General features: G+C 56.7%; 12 protein-coding genes. 1 reads left to right on the top strand and 11 read right to left on the bottom strand.

The genetic code is table 11. From position 1 onward, the window contains the following. Positions 1 to 120: 120 nt before the first annotated feature. Genes mukB through cmoM form a run of 4 tightly spaced genes read right to left on the bottom strand, consistent with a single transcriptional unit; the run spans position 121 to position 7359 of the window. The gene (mukB, locus tag INF86_RS08730) at positions 121 to 4569 is read right to left on the bottom strand and encodes a chromosome partition protein MukB (RefSeq protein ID WP_193543430.1); all 4449 of its coding nucleotides are present in this window, start codon (positions 4567 to 4569) and stop codon (positions 121 to 123) included. After that, a complete protein-coding gene (gene mukE, locus INF86_RS08725) occupies positions 4569 to 5273 on the bottom strand; it encodes a chromosome partition protein MukE (RefSeq protein WP_003858208.1) in 705 nt (234 codons plus the stop codon). The genes mukB and mukE overlap by 1 nt, the downstream gene beginning before the upstream one ends. After that, positions 5254 to 6576, bottom strand: a complete 1323-nt coding sequence (gene mukF / locus INF86_RS08720) for a chromosome partition protein MukF (protein ID WP_022647635.1) — start codon at positions 6574 to 6576, stop codon at positions 5254 to 5256. The genes mukE and mukF overlap by 20 nt, the downstream gene beginning before the upstream one ends. Before the next feature lie 3 nt (positions 6577 to 6579). Next, positions 6580 to 7359, bottom strand: coding sequence for a tRNA uridine 5-oxyacetic acid(34) methyltransferase CmoM (gene cmoM, locus INF86_RS08715; protein ID WP_006809373.1), 780 nt, complete (start codon positions 7357 to 7359; stop codon positions 6580 to 6582). Between the two features lie 120 nt (positions 7360 to 7479). On the opposite strand from cmoM, the gene elyC reads away from it, so the two are divergent. Further along, positions 7480 to 8259, top strand: a complete 780-nt coding sequence (elyC, locus tag INF86_RS08710; protein WP_193543429.1) for an envelope biogenesis factor ElyC — start codon at positions 7480 to 7482, stop codon at positions 8257 to 8259. On the opposite strand, the gene INF86_RS08705 is transcribed toward elyC, so the two are convergent. From INF86_RS08705 to INF86_RS08675, 7 genes are all read right to left on the bottom strand, one after another. Then, positions 8236 to 9129, bottom strand: coding sequence for a YcbJ family phosphotransferase (locus tag INF86_RS08705; RefSeq protein ID WP_023299729.1), 894 nt, complete (start codon positions 9127 to 9129; stop codon positions 8236 to 8238). The genes elyC and INF86_RS08705 overlap by 24 nt on opposite strands. Before the next feature lie 130 nt (positions 9130 to 9259). After that, positions 9260 to 10006 carry a 3-deoxy-manno-octulosonate cytidylyltransferase gene (gene kdsB, locus INF86_RS08700; protein ID WP_023299728.1) on the bottom strand — a complete coding sequence of 249 codons (747 nt, stop codon included), beginning with the start codon at positions 10004 to 10006 and terminating at the stop codon, positions 9260 to 9262. Further along, positions 10003 to 10185: a protein YcaR gene (gene ycaR / locus INF86_RS08695; protein ID WP_003858220.1), complete on the bottom strand. Its 183-nt coding sequence runs from the start codon at positions 10183 to 10185 to the stop codon at positions 10003 to 10005. Before ycaR ends, kdsB begins: the two co-directional genes overlap by 4 nt. 45 nt (positions 10186 to 10230) lie before the next feature. Beyond that, positions 10231 to 11460, bottom strand: a complete 1230-nt coding sequence (locus tag INF86_RS08690) for a winged helix-turn-helix domain-containing protein (protein WP_193543428.1) — start codon at positions 11458 to 11460, stop codon at positions 10231 to 10233. Between the two features lie 43 nt (positions 11461 to 11503). Beyond that, positions 11504 to 12481 (bottom strand): tetraacyldisaccharide 4'-kinase, encoded by a 978-nt coding sequence (gene lpxK, locus INF86_RS08685; protein ID WP_193543427.1) that lies wholly within the window; start codon positions 12479 to 12481, stop codon positions 11504 to 11506. Next, entirely contained in the window at positions 12478 to 14226 is a 1749-nt protein-coding gene (gene msbA / locus INF86_RS08680; protein WP_003858227.1) for a lipid A ABC transporter ATP-binding protein/permease MsbA, read from the bottom strand. Before msbA ends, lpxK begins: the two co-directional genes overlap by 4 nt. Before the next feature lie 36 nt (positions 14227 to 14262). Further along, positions 14263 to 16527 (bottom strand): ComEC family protein, encoded by a 2265-nt coding sequence (locus INF86_RS08675; protein WP_193543426.1) that lies wholly within the window; start codon positions 16525 to 16527, stop codon positions 14263 to 14265. Between the last annotated feature and the right edge of the window lie 12 nt (positions 16528 to 16539).

Here is a 16539-nt window from a genome sequence, read left to right as displayed (position 1 = left end):
AAGGCATACACGCTGCTGCCTTGCCTTATGTAAAGAAGTTTAAAGATAACGCAGCCCTGAACACAAGTTAAGTGAATAAAAAAAGCGACGCCTGAGCGCCGCCTTTTATCATACCCCGGGTTAAGAGGCGTCAGCCGTGCCCGGTAATGACTCCGGTGGCTGCGGGGCGAAGCCACGCAAACCTACGACGTGTACATGTTCACTGTTCTGGAACACTTTACGCACCAGCTTATAGGTTGTCCCTTTTTCCGGACTGATGTTTTCCGGCGCCGCGATGATGAGCTGCATATCGAGTCGCTCGCAAAGCTCAAACAGCGTGGCGATGGAGCGGGCGTCGAGACGCGCGGCTTCATCGAGGAACAGCAGACGGCATGGAGAGATGTCCTTGCCACGCAGACGACGCGCTTCATCTTCCCAGCTCTGCACCACCATCACCAGAATCGACATACCGGTACCGATGGCTTCACCGGTAGAGAGCGCACCGGATTCCGCGCGCAGCCAGCCGTCTGAGCCACGGTTAACCTCAACTTCCATTTCCAGATAGTTGCGGTAGTCCAGCAACTCCTCGCCGATGGTTTGCGGCGTACGCTGGCCCATGTCAATCTGCGGATTCAGACGCTGATACAGCTTCGCCAGCGCTTCGGAGAAGGTCAGGCGGTTACTGTTGAACAGATCCTGATGCTGCTCATGCTGTTCAGACAACACGTCAAGCAGCGTGGAGTGCGCCTCACGCACGTTCACGTTCAGCCGCACGCTGTTGACCTGGCCAAACGACACGCTTTGCAGGCCCTGGTTCAGCTGACGGATACGGTTCTGCTCGCGCTGAATGGTTTTACGAATAATATTCGCCACGCTGCGGGAGCTGATTGCCAGCTTCTGCTCGCGGGAAGTCAGCTCCTCCGTCAGACGGCCCAGCTCGATCTCCATCTGTTCGATCGCTTCAACCGGATCGTCGGTACGGATGATGTCCTGACGAATACGTTCGCGTAAGTGCTGATAAACCGCCACGAAGAACTGAATTTTGCGCTCAGGACGCTTCGGATCTTCGGACATGCGCAGCACGTCGCGCAGGTGTTCATTGTCCGCCACGGCCAGACGCAGCGCACCCAGCGCCTTATCCGACATAGAGCGCAGTTCATCGGCTGACAGGTACGCCAGCTCGCGACGGTGCAGACGACGCTCCACGTTGTTGTCCTTCACCATGCGCATCACCGCGCACCAGCCCGCCTTCGCAGTCACAACCTGTTCACGCATCTCAAAATAGTCGCGCTCCAGCTTGCGCAGACGACGCGTCAGGTTGTCCATCTCCGCTTCACAGAAGGTCAGCGCTTTTTCGAGCTGATTACGACGCGCACGGTTGTTGCTGAGCTGAGCATGCAGCTCATCGCGGCGAATACGCGCCCGCTCTTCTGCGCCGCTGTCGGCGCGCACGCCAATGTCCTGCAACTCTTTATGCAGGTCATTTAACAGCTCTTTCTTGGTGTCGAAGGAGCTTTTCAGCGACGCCATGACCTGGCTGTACTGGCTCAGCTGTGCAGCGTGAGTACGCATCGCTTCACGGGCGCGCGTTCGTTCCGCTTCGGCCTGCTCAAGACGCTGGCGCAGCTTTTCATTCAGATCGCTGTTCCCGCTCAGCATTTCTGCTGAATCGGAGTAGCCGAAGTGTGCGCGACGTTGCACCACTTCCGTGAGGGCAAACGCCTGCTGACGCGCTTCACGCTGCACCTGCTGTGACCAGGCGTAATCTTCTTTTAACTGCTCAAACTGTTCCGGGTCGCTCTGGAGAACGGAAACAATCGGTTCCAGTTTTGCCAGCTGATTGCCGTGTTGCTGCACAAAGCGCGCCGCTTCCTGCGCTTCATCCAGACGTTCCTGAATCTCATCCACGCGGTCGGCGAGCGTATCGTCCGCCAGCAGGTTCAGGCGCGGCAGGATGCGGTTAAGGGCCGCAACGCCCTCTTTTGCCTGCTCAAACTGCACGCGGCTTTGCTGGTTGTCATTTTCATGGCTGGCAAGCGCACGCTCCAGCTCACCGCGGCGGGTGTTGAGCTTACGAATTTCGGCTTCCGGATCGGGCTGGAAGGCAACGCCCAGATGGCTGCCGATAAAGCGGCTGAACGCCTGATGCAGACGCTGGGTTTTCTGCACGTCAAACGACAGGGTCGCAAAACGCTCTGAAAGCGTTTCACGCTCGGCGTGCAGGCTTTCAATACGGTTTTCACGCGCGGCGCGGCCAAACAGCGGCAGTTCCGGGAAGCGCGAATAGCGCCACTGGCGATCGGCGATTTTCACCACCACCGCTTTTTCCAGCTCGTCGACGCTGAATACGCTGTCATCAAACGACTGCGGATCCCCTTCGATGAGGTAGAGATCTTCCGGGCAGTCTTCCAGCCCTGCAAGCTGGTCAGAAATCAGCGACAGATCCGGCACTACAATCGCGTTACGGGACGGACCGTACAGCGCGGAGAAGTACGGCGCATCGTCCAGGCCGACGTCGTCGTAAATTTCAGACAGCAGCACGCCGCCGAAACGCTCGGCTAACGCATTCAGGCGCGGATCTTCTGAGCCGCCAGGCTGGCTTAAACGCTCGATTTCTTCATCGACGTCACGCTTGCGCGCGCCCACTTCGTCACGCTCAACAATCGCTTCGCGTTCGCGCTCCAGCAGCTGTTGCATGTATTCGGTGACGTCCTGGCTGGAGGCAAACTCCTGACCACACTGCTCGCTGAGCTGGTTCAGGCTGCTTTGTGCGGCCAGCCAGATCGGCGCACGCTGTAAGAGCGTCTTCGAACGGGACTGAAGCTGTTCCAGCTCCTGACGCAGCGTCATGCGCTGTTCGCTGGCGTTCGATACGGTATCGGACAGGGCCGCAATACGCGCTTCCAGCTCCTGATGCAGAGCCTCAAGCTCGTCGAAATCGTAATTTTTACCCTGACGTTTGCAGAATTCCGCCAGCAGACGCTCAGCTTCCTGCTGTTCACGCAGACGCTGTTCCAGTTCGTTCAGGCGCATGCGCAGCGGCTGCACCTGCTCGGCCAGATGGCGCTGATTGACGCCGTCGCGCAGCAACTCACGGGCAACGTCCCATGCTTCGTTACGCGCCAGCGGACCGTTAATCGCCACCACCAGCTGGTACGCCTGCTCAAACTGGCTGTGTGCCGTTTGCGCCACGCTCATTTTCTGATCGAGAGAAAGCAGTTTCTCAGTGGCTTCCTGCTCTTTGGCCTGGAAGGTATCCAGCCATTCGTCAGCACTTTCAGGGGTCAGGTCCGGCAGGTGGCACAGCTCTTTGGCACGCTGCAACGCCTGCAGCGCCTGGTTGTATTGGATCGCGCGGGTCTGCTGCACGTCCAGCGCCTGCTGGTAGTCTGCGAGCTGGCTTTTCAGCTCATCCACTTCCAGCTCGGCGGCTTCCGCGCGGGCTTCGTTCTCTTCCTGCAAATCGGCGGCTTCTGCCACCACTTCATTTTGCTCTTCAAGACGAATTTGCAGCTCATCGAGATCGGCTTCATAGCGCTCGATTTTTTCCTGCTGACGCAGCGCGGTTTGCACCAGGTTCAGATGATCGCTGGCCGCCTGGTAATCGGCTTCCAGATCCCCTTCGGCACCGTTGTGCTCGCCCAGTTCGCGCGCCATTTCGACATGCTTATACTGCTCGGCGACCAGCTGTTTGCGGGAGGTAAACAGCTCGCGGCGGTATTCCAGCGCCTGATCGAGATGAATACGGCGCTCGTTGGCGTGACGCATATAGTCTGCCGCCACGTAGTTGGTGGCTTCGCTGATCAGGTGCTTAAACAGATCGCGGTCAGATTGCGTAACGCGAATCGCTTCCAGCGTCATGCGGTTTTCACGCAGCGCGGCTTCCATATCCTGGAAGGCCTTACGCACGCCGCTGTTTTCCGGCAGCAGGTAGTCGCGCAGGGAGCGGGTAATGGCGCTTGAGATACCGCCGTACAGGGAGGCTTCAATCAGACGGTAGTATTTACTACGATCTGACGCGCTGCGCAGACGACGGGCCACCACGCCGAGATCGAACATCAGAGAGTGGTAGTCGGTAATGGAGTTAAACTGCTTAAACTGCACGCCTTCGATGGCTTCCAGCTTGTCTTTCAGCTCCTGGAGCGTCAGAACGCGCGCCTGTCGTTCATTCAGGGTTTCCGTCAGCAGCGCGGTCGGCTGCACGGAGGTTGGCAGCCCCTGGATCGCAAACGGTTTGATATCTACTTTACGGTCGCGGCCGGCAACCTGCTGCAGGCGCACGCCTACAACCACGCGCTGATGACGGGAGTTGATCACGTCCAGCACCGAATAACAGACGCCCGCTTTCAGCTTACCGTGCAGCCCTTTATCTCGGGAGCCGCTCGTTGCACCCGCTTCAGTGGTGTTACGGAAGTGCAGCAGGGTCAGGTCAGGGATCAGCGCCGTCACGAAGGCCGCCATGGTGGTGGATTTACCTGCCCCGTTACCGCCGGAGAGCGTTGTCACCAGCTCATCCAGATCGAAGGTTCGGGCAAAGAAGCCGTTCCAGTTAATCAGCGTTAGTGAGCGAAATTTACCGCGTTCAATCATTACTCTTCCTCCCCGCTATCCGGCTGATTCTCTTCGTGCTCGTCATTGAGCTGCAAATGGTTTTCCACCGGCATCGCTTCACCGTCACGGATCATGCGCAGCTGTGCTTCACGCGCATCGTCACCCGCACGCACGTCGGCACCAAAGCGGAAGACCGATTCGGTAATGCGGAACTTGCTGCTGTCGTGACCCATGAACCAGACCATTCCCAGACGGCGCAGACGGTTCAGGGAAGAGCGAACTTTTTCCTGTAATTTCTGACGGTCCAGATCGGACCCCGTCGAGCGGTTATTTACCAGCTTGAGCAGCTTGCTTTCATCCGCCAGCGACAGCAGCTCATCGTAAAGCTCCTGCTGGGTGAAGATCCCTTCATTCGCCAGACGTTCCGGGCTGAGGTAGAGGTAGCAGAGAATTTTGCCGACCATCATATCCAGTTCGGAAAGCACCGAGCGCGGAATAAGCGTAGTAGAGCGCGGACGCAGGTAGAAAAACCCTTCCGGCGCGCGGATCAGCTCAACGTTATAGCGAGCGTAAAACTCTTCCAGATACTCCTGAAAGTCCATCAAAAAGGCGTGATTATCCAGCTCGTCAAGGCCAATGTGACGACCGGCACGCAGCTGGCTGTCCAGCGCCGGAAACAACGGATTCGCCAGCGCCTGTGCCAGCTTAACTGGCATCACTTGTTCAATATTTGTCAATGACATGCGCCTGTACCTTGGCTCCGTAATCGTTAATCGGCTGCCACTTCGGCGGCAGTCCGGTGAAATCGGCTTGTGCGATGCCCAGGCGCACCGCCTGGTCTACAACAATGCGGGCTACATCGAAGTGGCGCGCGCGCGGATACTGCGCCAGATAGTCGCGTACCACGAGGCCAAGATCCAGCGGTGCTTGTCTGGCTTTATAGACAGCGAGCTGTTCTTCGATCATCGCCGCAAGCTGCTCGCGAATTTCGTTAAATTCTTCGTATTCCAGATCCGGCGGCAGTTCACCGGTGACCTCTTCATCACGCAGCGCCATCTCTTCGTCGCGCATATCCAGAAGACGATCGGCGTTGGCGTAGGTCAGCGCCCACGGCGCATCAAAGTAGGTCTGTACCGACTGGCGCAGACGCTGAGCAAAGACGCGGTTCTTATCCATATCGATGGCGGTACGGATAAATTTATGCACGTGGCGGTCGTAACCGATCCACAGGTCGATCGACTGCTGGCCCCAGCTGATAATGCGGTCAAGCTTACTCTGCAAATCAAACACCAGACGGTCGATAAAATGCAGATCGTCGTGCGCCATCGTCGCGTCCTGGATGCGCAGCAGGTTGGCCTGCAGCTTATCCCCAGCCGCCTCCAGCGTATCCTGCAACTCACGTAGCGTACCGGACGTTTCTGACAGCAAAAGTTCACAGCTGGAGATGGCCGCACGCCAGTCTTTATTCAGCAGTTGAGCGATATCGTCTTTGACCTGCTGCTGCTGTTCGTCCATCAGACGTTGAGTCAGATCGATACTGTCGAAAATCTCGGCGACCGAGTATTTTAGCGGCGCGTAAACGTTGCGATGCCAGTGGAACTCGTCACCGTTTTCATCAGCCGCGTCGGCGGCACGCTTCAGCTCGCCTGCAACAATGGAGAGCTGCATGGAGAGACGCAGCGTGGAAAATTCGCGCTGGCGGATGTAATAGTCGGTAATGCCAATGCCCAGTGGCGTAAGACGATAGATGGCGTTTCCTTCCGCCTGCTCGCTGGTAAAGCGGTTCAGCAGACGTTGACGCACCATATCATTGATTGCGTTGTTGGCACGCACGCTAATGGTTTCGCTGGTTTGCTCAAACGCATCACTGACGTGGCGGAACGCATCCACCAGTTCGCCTTCACTCATTTCGCCATCCAGGCGTTCGCCGTTTAGCGTCGCAACCGCCAGCAGGAATGAGAGTCTGTCTACCGGCAGCGAGATGGAGAAATCGTTTTTCCTGGCCCAGGCAACCAGTTCGGGGACTGTCTGGGAAAATTCACTCATAGATTATCCTTGCATCTGCGGCTTGCGCGCGGTGACGTGGATATAGCGGCCAAGGCTCAGATAAGGCTCCTGGCGGCAGTACCGCGTCTCTATTTCTGTTAAGGCGTCTAAACAGTCATCCTGTTTTTGTTTATCACGCAGATAATCATGAAACACCCTCACGCCAGTTTTGCCGGTAATTTCCCAACCGATCTCCTCCAGCCAGCCATAGACCTGCTGCGGTTCACGGGGGAAATCCGGTGAAAGCGTGCGTCGTTTCTTTTTATACATGCCCTGCTGTACATAGCCAAAATTGCCGACCAGCACGTTTCGCATTAGCAGGCCGTTGGCATTGTAAAACATCAGCGATAACGCACCGCCCGGGCGCAACATCGACCACAGCGTTTTTAACATCGCTTGTGGTTCGGCGACCCATTCGAGCACAGCATGAAACAATATCAGATCAACCTGCGTTTCCAAATGCTGCGGAATGTCCTGAGCGGCGCAATGTATAAAATGCATGTTGTCGCTCACACCTTTCTCTTCTGCCGCTCGCCCGGCGCGCGCAACCATCTCGGCAGAAAGATCGCAAAGCGTGACGTGATGTCCCCGCTGCGCCATCAGAATTGCAGTCTGCCCTTCCCCACCGCCGGCATCCAGTACGCGCAACGGTCGGTCACCAAATTCAGCCAGCAGCTTATCCAGATCCTGCCAGAGGATCGTCTGACGAAGCTGACCTTTGGTGGTGCCATAAATGTTGCGCGAAAACTTTTCCGCGATGTCATCAAAATTGCGATCCCGCATTGGGAGGGTTCCACTCACTGCAAAACCGCTATTTTGTCACACCCGCGCGGAGAATGAACCACTCTGGTGTAATATCACGGGCAATCGCCTGCTGTATGGTTAAAAAAGGAACCAAAAAGGATGCTTTTTACCCTAAAAAAATATATCGGAGGCATGATGCTTCCCCTTCCCCTGCTGTTGCTTCTCATCGCGCTGGGGCTGGCATTGATATGGTTTAGCCGCTTTCAGAAAAGCGGTAAATCCCTCGTCACCGTGGGCTGGCTGGCGCTGCTGTTACTCAGCCTGCAACCGGTCGCTGACGGTTTGTTACGCCCGATTGAAAACACCTACCCTACATGGCAGGGAAAACAGAAGGTGGGCTATATCGTGGTGCTGGGAGGCGGGTATACCTGGGATCCGAACTGGGCGCCCAGCTCGAACCTGATCAACAACAGTCTGCCGCGTCTGAACGAGGGGATCCGCCTGTGGCTGGCCAATCCGGGATCGAAGATGATCTTCACGGGCGCTGCGGCAAAAACCAACCCGGTAAGTACCGCTGAAGCAGGGGCAAGAGTGGCTGAATCGCTTGGCGTACCACGTTCCGCCATCATCACGCTGGATAGCCCAAAAGATACCGAAGAAGAAGCTGCTGCGGTGAAACAAGCCATCGGTGATGTGCCGTTCCTGCTGGTGACCTCTGCTTCACACCTGCCGCGCGCAATGATTTTCTTTGAGAATCAGGGCCTGCATCCGCTTCCTGCTCCGGCAAACCAGCTGGCCATTGACGCCCCGCTCAACCCGTGGGAACGGATAATCCCGTCCCCGGTATGGCTGATGCACAGCGACCGCGTCGGTTACGAGACGCTTGGCCGCCTGTGGCAGTGGCTTAAGGGTCCGTCAGGCAAGCCAGGGCAGGAGTGATTTTGCGGCCAGATCGAAACTGGCCCGATTAAAGCGCCCGGTGTTGACCAGTTGCGCCACCTCATCCCAGAGAAGATAGAGCCAGCGTCGCCAGAGAAAGGCCTCCGCAACGGGGGCGCGCTGAAGATAGTGCCAGAGCAAATCTTCCGCCGCCCCGCCCTCGCTCAGCCTGAACAGTTCGTACTCGCGCGGCGCCCAGAGCATGATCCCCGGCCCGACCATTGCCAGAAGCTGATCGCTGCGCGAGTCTTTAAGCATACTGCGCAGCGTGAAGTTGCCGTGAACCAGCACGCAGTTGTCGTTAAAACCCTCAAACAGCGTCGGCAGACACTCCCGGGTGCGGAATAAAATACGTTTGTCCTGCATCGTTAAACCGGTGTTGTTGAACTGGTTCAGCGTGCCCCACAGCACTTCAACACGCTGGCGATACCACAGCGGCCACAGGTTTTCCTGGGTGCTGTCTACTGCGCCAACAAGACCCCGGCTGTCCTGCCGATGCCAGGCAAGCAGAGCCTCGACAATTTGATCTTTCAGCTGTTCCCAGCGCTCCGGTGTACGCGTCGGGGCTTCAACAGAAACCCCGCGTAAACGTTCGATAAGCAAAACATCCGGGCCGGGATGCTCCTCATGGGTCATCACGCCGTAGACCGTCGGCATACGGACTGTCCCTTCCCGCGCCAGCATCGACATTTTCCAGGCCAGCTGTCTGGCGACGCCCGGCGAGGTAAAACTTCTGGCCATCAGCGGCATGGGGTTTCCCTGACTGTCGTACAACGACCAGAGTGCGGTATCGGCCTTTTCATTCACGCATTCCACCCGGCTTAGCTGTTCGCCAAGGAGATGGCTGAGTTCAGCACGCAGCTGTTCCATATGAGATTACCCCCATTAAGACTACTGCTTTTATAATGAGCGCGCGAACCCCGGATGTCACCCGGTCGAGATCAATAATGAAAAAGAAAAGGAAGAGAACATCCCCCCAGAACGAGGGGATGGCAGCGAATTAACGCAATTCGACGCGTACGCGATCGAGATCTTCAGGCGTATCCACGCCGGTGCCAGGGACTTCCTGGGCAACCGCAACGTGAATTTTCTCGCCGTACCACAGCACGCGAAGCTGTTCGAGCATTTCGATATGCTCAAGCGGGCTTGGTGCCCAGGCGACATAGCGACGAATAAAGCCGGCGCGGTAGCCGTAAATACCGATGTGGCGCAGGAAGGTTTCGCCGATCGTCTCTTTCGATTGCGCGAAACGATCGCGATCCCACGGAATGGTGGCGCGGGAGAAATAGAGCGCGTAGCCCTCTGCGTCCATGACCACTTTCACCGCATTCGGATTGAACGCCTCTTCAGCGTGGTGAATCGGCACCGCGAGGGTCGCCATGCCAACCTTACGCTGGGCCAGGTTGTCGGCCACCTGACGGATAATAGCCGCCGGGATCATCGGCTCATCGCCCTGCACGTTCACAATCACCGTCTCGTCACTGAAACCGCATTTTTCGACGACTTCCGCCAGGCGCTCGGTGCCTGACTGGTGGTCGGCACGGGTCATGCACACTTCCCCACCCGCGGCCTCAACCGCTCGCGCGACATCCGGGTGATCGGTGGCGACGATGACGCGTCCGGCGCCCGATTCGCGTGCCCGTTCAAGGACATGCACAATCATCGGTTTACCGTTGATATCCACCAGCGGTTTACCTGGCAGGCGCGTTGAAGCATAACGCGCAGGGATAATGACAACAAAACTCATGGTTTGATCTCTTCTGCCACCAGAGAACGGGCTTCATTTTCCAGCAGGACCGGAATACCGTCACGCAGCGGGAACGCCAGGCTGTCCAGTTTGCAAATCAGCTCTTGTTTATCCTGGCTGTAATACAGTTTGCCGTTGCACACCGGGCAGGCAATAATTTCAAGTAAACGGTGATCCATAGTTCCTCCGTATGGGTAATTGCTAAAGCTTACCACATTCTTTTTTCAGGGAGTGCCTGTTTCCCAGCCACCTCGACAGGTCGTAAACAGCCCCGCAGGCACGCGACCGAGTACAATTTCATACGCCCCCTGCCAGCGGGCAAATTCACTGAGCGCAGTCGTTAACCCTTTTTCCAGGCCAGCCGTCACCTTTATGCCCTCTTCAAGCCAGAGCGCGATAATTTCAAGCATGCCGGTTTTACGGTGCATTTTAGCGTCCATGCGCCCGACTAGCTGCCCTTTATGAAGCAACGGCAAAACAAAATAACCGTACTGACGCTTTTGCGCCGGGGTGTAGCATTCCAGACGGTAGCTGAAATCAAACAGCTGTTCGGCCCGCTTTCTGTCCCAGACAACGGGGTCGAACGGCGAGAGCACGGCACTGTGGGTCGCCTGGAGTTTGCCCTCTTGCGCCTGCGCCAGCAGAGGGAACAAATCCGCATGCAGCCACATTTCACCTAACGACTCAACCGAGACCGGCATCACGCGCTGTTCACGCTGCCACGTTTCCAGCAGCGGTTTTAGCTGCGGCTGACGCAGGCGATAATAATCCGCCAGCCACTGTGGGCGGAATATGCCCAGGCTGCGGGCGCTGTTCCCGAGCATGATGGCTTCGGCTGCGTCCTGAGACAGCAGGTCACGCGTATCGTCCCAGTGAGGCATAACGCGGTGCGTGAGGTCATAGACGCGCTGAAAGTTGCGGCGCTCGACCACCATCACTTTGCCCGACGTAAACAGCCCTTCAAGATGGCGTTTGTGCGGTTTCCACTCCCACCATCCGCTTGCGCCTTTTCGCGGGTGTTCAAAATCCGCGGAGCGTACCGGACCGTTTTCCTGAATATGGGCAATCAGTTGTTCTATTTCATCCGCGTGTTCCGCCATCCATTCCTGGCGGTATTTCCAGCCCATTTTGTCCGGGGCGAGCATGCGGTGACGCACCAGTGCAAAATCGCTGCGCGGGAGAAAACAGGCTTCATGCGCCCAGTATTCCATCAGTTCGCCCTGACTTAGCGCATTATCCAGCCACTGCGGAGGATAGTTTCCCAGGCGGCTAAACAGGACCAGATACGGGCTACGCGCCACGATGTTAATGGTGTCGATTTGCAGCAACGACATGCGTTGCACGGTAGAGAGGATATCCGCTGGCTGTGCGCGGCGGCGGGACTTTTTCAGAAGCCCCTGGGCGGCAAGATGCAGGTTTCGTGCGGCTGCAAGTGAGAGTTGCGGTAGAGACATGCGTTTTCCTGTCAGTCAAAGCGCCACCGGAACCGCGTAGAAGTTACTGCACTAACGCGAGCAGTTCCTTGAGCAAATGTTCCGGCTGTTCGCCGCTGAGTTCAGCATCAACCGGCAGATACCACCAGTTTTCTTTCGCAAAGGCCCGGCATTTTACCGCGTCTTTTTCCGTCATGATCAGCGTCTGGCCCGGTGCGGCCAGCCTCTCAATCTCTTCGGCAACCAGCGCCTGGTGATCGGCCAGCGGTACCCGTTTCTCCAGCCGCGCGCCGCACTGCTCCAGCGTCGCGAAGAAACGCGGCGGATGACCAATCCCGGCCATCGCAATCAGATGCTCCAGTAACGCGACGTCTTTACGCTCGCCGGTCAGCATATTCACTGCCTTTCCGGGACGAAGATGCATCGGGATCTCACTCGCTCTGGCTTCACCACCGTTTACAATCACGGCATCGACGCTCTTCAGGCGCGACGCACGCTCGCGCATTGGACCGGCTGGAAGCCACCAGCCGTTGCCAAAACGCCGCACACCGTCAATGACCACGATCTCTTTGTCACGCGCCAGCGCGTAATGCTGCAAACCATCATCGGTAATGATGATTTGTACATCATGCTCCGCAAGCAGTGCCTTCACGGCATCACTGCGCACCGGCGATACCGCAACCGGCGCGCCGGTACGCTGGTAAATCAGTACCGGCTCATCACCGGCTTCAGCGGTTGTCGTAGCTGGGCTCAGCACCAGTGGATACTGCGCCGCTTTACCACCGTAACCGCGTGAGACAACTCCCGGGCGGATACCGCGCCTCTGGAGCTGCTCTACCAGCCAGATCACCACCGGGGTTTTGCCGTTTCCACCCGCCGTCAGGTTGCCGACCACCACGACCGGTACCGGTGCGCGCCAGGCGCGCTTGATCCCAAGGCAGTAAAGCAGACGAATAGCACCGCTCACCAGGCCATACAGCCAGGAGAGCGGGAGAAGCAGCACCCACAGAGGGGATTCACCCGACCAGATGCGTGCAATCATTGACCGAACTGCATTTTATGAAGCTGCGCGTAAACACCACGCTGTTCCAGCAGGTCCGCATGGCTGCCGCGTTCAACGATAACGCCGTCTTCCACCACCACGATTTCGTCAGCCTGTTCGATGGTCGACAGACGGTGCGCGATAACCAGCGAGGTACGGTTTTTCTGTAATTCATCCAGAGCCGACTGGATAGCGCGTTCAGATTCCGTATCCAGTGCGGACGTTGCTTCATCGAGGATCAGAATCGGGCTGTTGCGCAGCAGCGCTCGGGCAATCGCGATACGTTGACGCTGACCACCGGAGAGCAGCACCCCGTTTTCGCCAATGATCGTATCCAGACCGTTATCCATTTTGTTAATGAAGTCCATCGCATAGGCCATACGCGCCGCATTCTCGATCTCTTCACGGCTGTACTCTTCGGTACGGGCATACGCAATGTTGTTCGCCACCGTATCGTTGAACAGATGCACGTTCTGCGAGACCAGCGCGACCTGGTTACGCAGCGACTGGAGGGTATATTCCCGCAGGTCGTGACCATCAAGCAGGATCTCGCCCTGGTCGATATCGTAGAAACGGGTAATCAGGCTGGCAATGGTCGACTTGCCCGAACCGGAACGACCGACCAGCGCGACGGTTTTACCCGCCGGGATGGACAGGCTGATATCACGCAGCGCCGGCACTTCACGGCCTGGATAGGTAAAGGTCACGTTACGGAATTCCAGGTCGCCTTTAGCGCGCTCGATCACGCGTGTACCTTCATCTTTTTCCTGTTCGGAATCGAGGATGCTGAACAGCGTCTGACAGGCTGCCATCCCGCGCTGGAACTGGGCGTTGACGTTAGTCAGCGATTTCAGCGGACGCATCAGCGCAATCATGGATGAGAACACCACGGTAATGGTACCCGCAGTCAGGGTTTCCATGACGCTCGGGAAGCTTGCGGCATACAGGACGAAGGCCAGGGCCAGAGAGGCAATCAGCTGAATGATCGGATCGGAAATCGACGAGGCCGATACCATTTTCATCCCTTGCAGGCGCATTCTGTTGCTGACCTTGTCAAAGCGTTTGGTTTCGACTTCCTGACCGCCGAAGATCAACACTTCCTTATGGCCTTTCAGCATCTGCTCGGCACTGGTAGTCACCTGCCCCATCGTATTCTGCATATTTTTACTGATGTTGCGAAAACGCTTTGATACCACGCGGATCGCGATGGAGACAATCGGCGCCAGCACAATAAGGATCAGCGACAGTTGCCAGCTGTAATAGAACATCATCGCAAAAAGACCGATGATGGATGCGCCTTCACGCACAACGGTAATCAGTGCGCTGGAAGAGGACGACGCCACCTGCTCTGAATCGTAGGTAATACGCGACAGCAGGGTACCGGTTGACTGTTTGTCAAAGAATGAGACTGGCATCCCCATCATATGGCTGAATAACCGACGGCGCATGGTCATCACCACTTTACCGGATACCCAGGAGATGCAGTAGCTGGATACATAGCTGGAGATTCCGCGTAAGATCATCAGCCCAATAACCACCAGCGGCATCCATAGCAGCACTGAACGATCCGTTTTACCAAAACCGTCATCCAGTAACGGTTTGAGAAGCGATAACATAAACGTATCGCTGGCTGCGTTGAGGATTAACGCTACGCCCGCCACGATCAAGCCTGCTTTGAAAGGTGCAATCATCGGCCAGAGCCGGCGGAACGTTTGCCACGTGGAGAGATCTTTGTCGTTATGCATTCAAAAAACCAGCATTTGTTGAAATAGCCGCATATTCTACCCGTTATCTACGGGCGCGCCAAACCACTGATGATACCAACGCGGTAAATAGTGTTCACGTAAGCGGCGAATTTGCCGACTTTGGTGCGAAAACGTCACAGTTATCTGTCCGGACTGCGGAGTATCAAGCCAGAGATATCCCTCAGTTCGATAGCGCCTGACTACTTTGATGGAAGGGAAACGCCACGCGTTATAGCGGGCCATCGAGGCCAGCGAAACCTGCCCCTCCACACGCTGTAGCAGCGGTGTTGAAGATGACGTGTTACTCCCATGATGCGGCACCTGAATCAGTGTAGCCGCAAGTTGACGCCAGCGGTGGCTCAACATTGCCAGTTCTGCCTGCGCTTCAATATCTCCGGTCAGTAAAACGCTCTGTTCGCCGTCATCGATTTTTACCACGCAGGAGCGGTTGTTACCTTTCGCCGGGGTGTTTTCGGGTGGCCAATGCACGGAGAACGTTAACCCATGCCACTGCCATCGCTGTCCACGAAAGCATGGAAGATGTCCGGTCCAGGCTAAGGGGCTTCTGATCCACATTGCAGGCCAGGCAGCTTTTAGCGATGCCAGTCCCCCCGCGTGGTCGAGATGTTCATGGCTCAGGATCACCCCTTCCGGCCTCAGATGATGCCAGCGTAGCCAGGGGATAATCAGCTGCTGCGCGCTGTCCCCACCGGGCCATGCCAGCCCGGTGTCATACAGAATGGCCTTCCCGTGACGCTCAATGACCATCGCCAGCCCTTGCCCTACATCCAGCATATGCAGCGACCAGCTGTCAGTTTTAATCCTGTGCCAGAGGGGAAATGCCATCACCACGCTGCCTGCCAGACAGACTGCGGGTACTGCGCTGAAGGCCCTGAATCGCCAGCCAATGATCAGCAGCCACGGCAGTAACGTCAGGCATTGCCAGCGTTCATCCACGTCCTGCCAGCCATTCGGTAAACGCATCAATAGCCAGAAAAGTCCTGCCAGAGATTTATCGGCTGCCAGCCAGACGATACTTTCCAGCGTCGCCACCGGAAACAGATGCAGAAACATGCCGAGCAGGATCAGTGGAACTGAGATAAACGTTACCAGAGGAACAGCAAACAGATTCGCCACCAGCGAGGAGAGACTGAAACCATGGAAAATCAGTACCTGAAGCGGCAACAGAAGCAGCAGCATTCCAACCTGCAAATACAACAGCGTAACCAGCGGCCGCAGGCACCGGCCACGTTGCCAGTGCGGGAGAGGCAACCACTGATACCAAAAAATAAGCGCGGCGACCGCAAACGCTGATAGCGCCAGGCTTTGTGACAGGACCGCCAGTGGATCGAAAACCAAGATCGCCGCCACGCAGGTAAGCCATACCTGCCAGGGCGACCACTGGCGACCACTCATTTTTAATGCAGCCAGCACCACAAGCGCAATAACCGTACGCAGCGCAGGCGGCTGCAAGCCCGTTAGCCATGCGTAAAACGCGGCAAAAATCAGACCTGCCAGTAAGGGCATTTGCCAGATAATCCAGCGGCCCGGCAGGAAAAACTGGATGCCCCGAGCCAGTAGCCAGACAGCAGAAGCTGCCAGCGCAATATGCAATCCCGAAATGGCCATGAGATGCATCGTTCCGGTCTCACGCATCAGGTTTTTTATCTCCCGCGAGACCGACAACCGCTCCCCCATCCCCAGCCCCAGGATCACGGGCCCCCACTGATATGCTGAAAGCGTATTCTGTAGTGATGTCAGGTATTGCGAACGCAGGCTACAGCGTGCGTCGACAATCTCCGCATGGGTAAACCGTCCGCTCAGCGTCTGGTGTCGGGCAAAGGCGTTTTTCTGCGAATCATAGCCGCCATCGTTGAGTTCTCCGTGTACCGCCCTGAGCCGCAGGGTCATCGCCCAGCGTTGACCCACGCAGACATTTTGAGGCAGGTAGTTGCCGTAGAGTGACACGCCCATGGCAGCCCATACACGTTCTCCATTGAGGCTGATAATCCTTCCCTGATGCATCGTTGCGCCGTCCGTTGCGGTAATGACCACCTCGGCCTGCTGCGGTGCTTTCGTTAAATGGTTCATCGGCCACACGCTTTCCTGAGCGGCCAGGATCCCCCAGCACATAAAAAGCAATGCGAGGCCTGAAAACCTGAGCCATTTTCTCTGCTGTACGGATAACGCAATTCCTGCGGCAATCAGCAACCAGACAATATGCAAATCTGGCAAAACGGGTAACGAATAGAGCGGGATTATGGCCAGAATGGCGCACATACTGATAACGTGGATCCCCATCTTCACCTCCAT

Source organism: Enterobacter cloacae complex sp. I1M, assembly GCF_014982425.1.
Classification (GTDB): domain Bacteria; phylum Pseudomonadota; class Gammaproteobacteria; order Enterobacterales; family Enterobacteriaceae; genus Enterobacter; species Enterobacter intestinihominis.
This window is presented reverse-complemented; position numbering and strand designations above follow the sequence as displayed.

What these genes read in the sequence shown, in the direction of transcription:
- mukF (WP_022647635.1), bottom strand. Translation starts at nt 6,576, where the DNA reads ATGAGTGAATTTTCCCAGACAGTCCCCGAACTGGTTGCCTGGGCCAGG.
- cmoM (WP_006809373.1), bottom strand. Translation starts at nt 7,359, where the DNA reads ATGCGGGATCGCAATTTTGATGACATCGCGGAAAAGTTTTCGCGCAAC.
- mukB (WP_193543430.1), bottom strand. Translation starts at nt 4,569, where the DNA reads ATGATTGAACGCGGTAAATTTCGCTCACTAACGCTGATTAACTGGAAC.
- mukE (WP_003858208.1), bottom strand. Translation starts at nt 5,273, where the DNA reads ATGTCATTGACAAATATTGAACAAGTGATGCCAGTTAAGCTGGCACAG.
- INF86_RS08705 (WP_023299729.1), bottom strand. Translation starts at nt 9,129, where the DNA reads ATGGAACAGCTGCGTGCTGAACTCAGCCATCTCCTTGGCGAACAGCTA.
- elyC (WP_193543429.1), top strand. Translation starts at nt 7,480, where the DNA reads ATGCTTTTTACCCTAAAAAAATATATCGGAGGCATGATGCTTCCCCTT.
- lpxK (WP_193543427.1), bottom strand. Translation starts at nt 12,481, where the DNA reads ATGATTGCACGCATCTGGTCGGGTGAATCCCCTCTGTGGGTGCTGCTT.
- INF86_RS08690 (WP_193543428.1), bottom strand. Translation starts at nt 11,460, where the DNA reads ATGTCTCTACCGCAACTCTCACTTGCAGCCGCACGAAACCTGCATCTT.
- ycaR (WP_003858220.1), bottom strand. Translation starts at nt 10,185, where the DNA reads ATGGATCACCGTTTACTTGAAATTATTGCCTGCCCGGTGTGCAACGGC.
- msbA (WP_003858227.1), bottom strand. Translation starts at nt 14,226, where the DNA reads ATGCATAACGACAAAGATCTCTCCACGTGGCAAACGTTCCGCCGGCTC.
- kdsB (WP_023299728.1), bottom strand. Translation starts at nt 10,006, where the DNA reads ATGAGTTTTGTTGTCATTATCCCTGCGCGTTATGCTTCAACGCGCCTG.
- INF86_RS08675 (WP_193543426.1), bottom strand. Translation starts at nt 16,527, where the DNA reads ATGGGGATCCACGTTATCAGTATGTGCGCCATTCTGGCCATAATCCCG.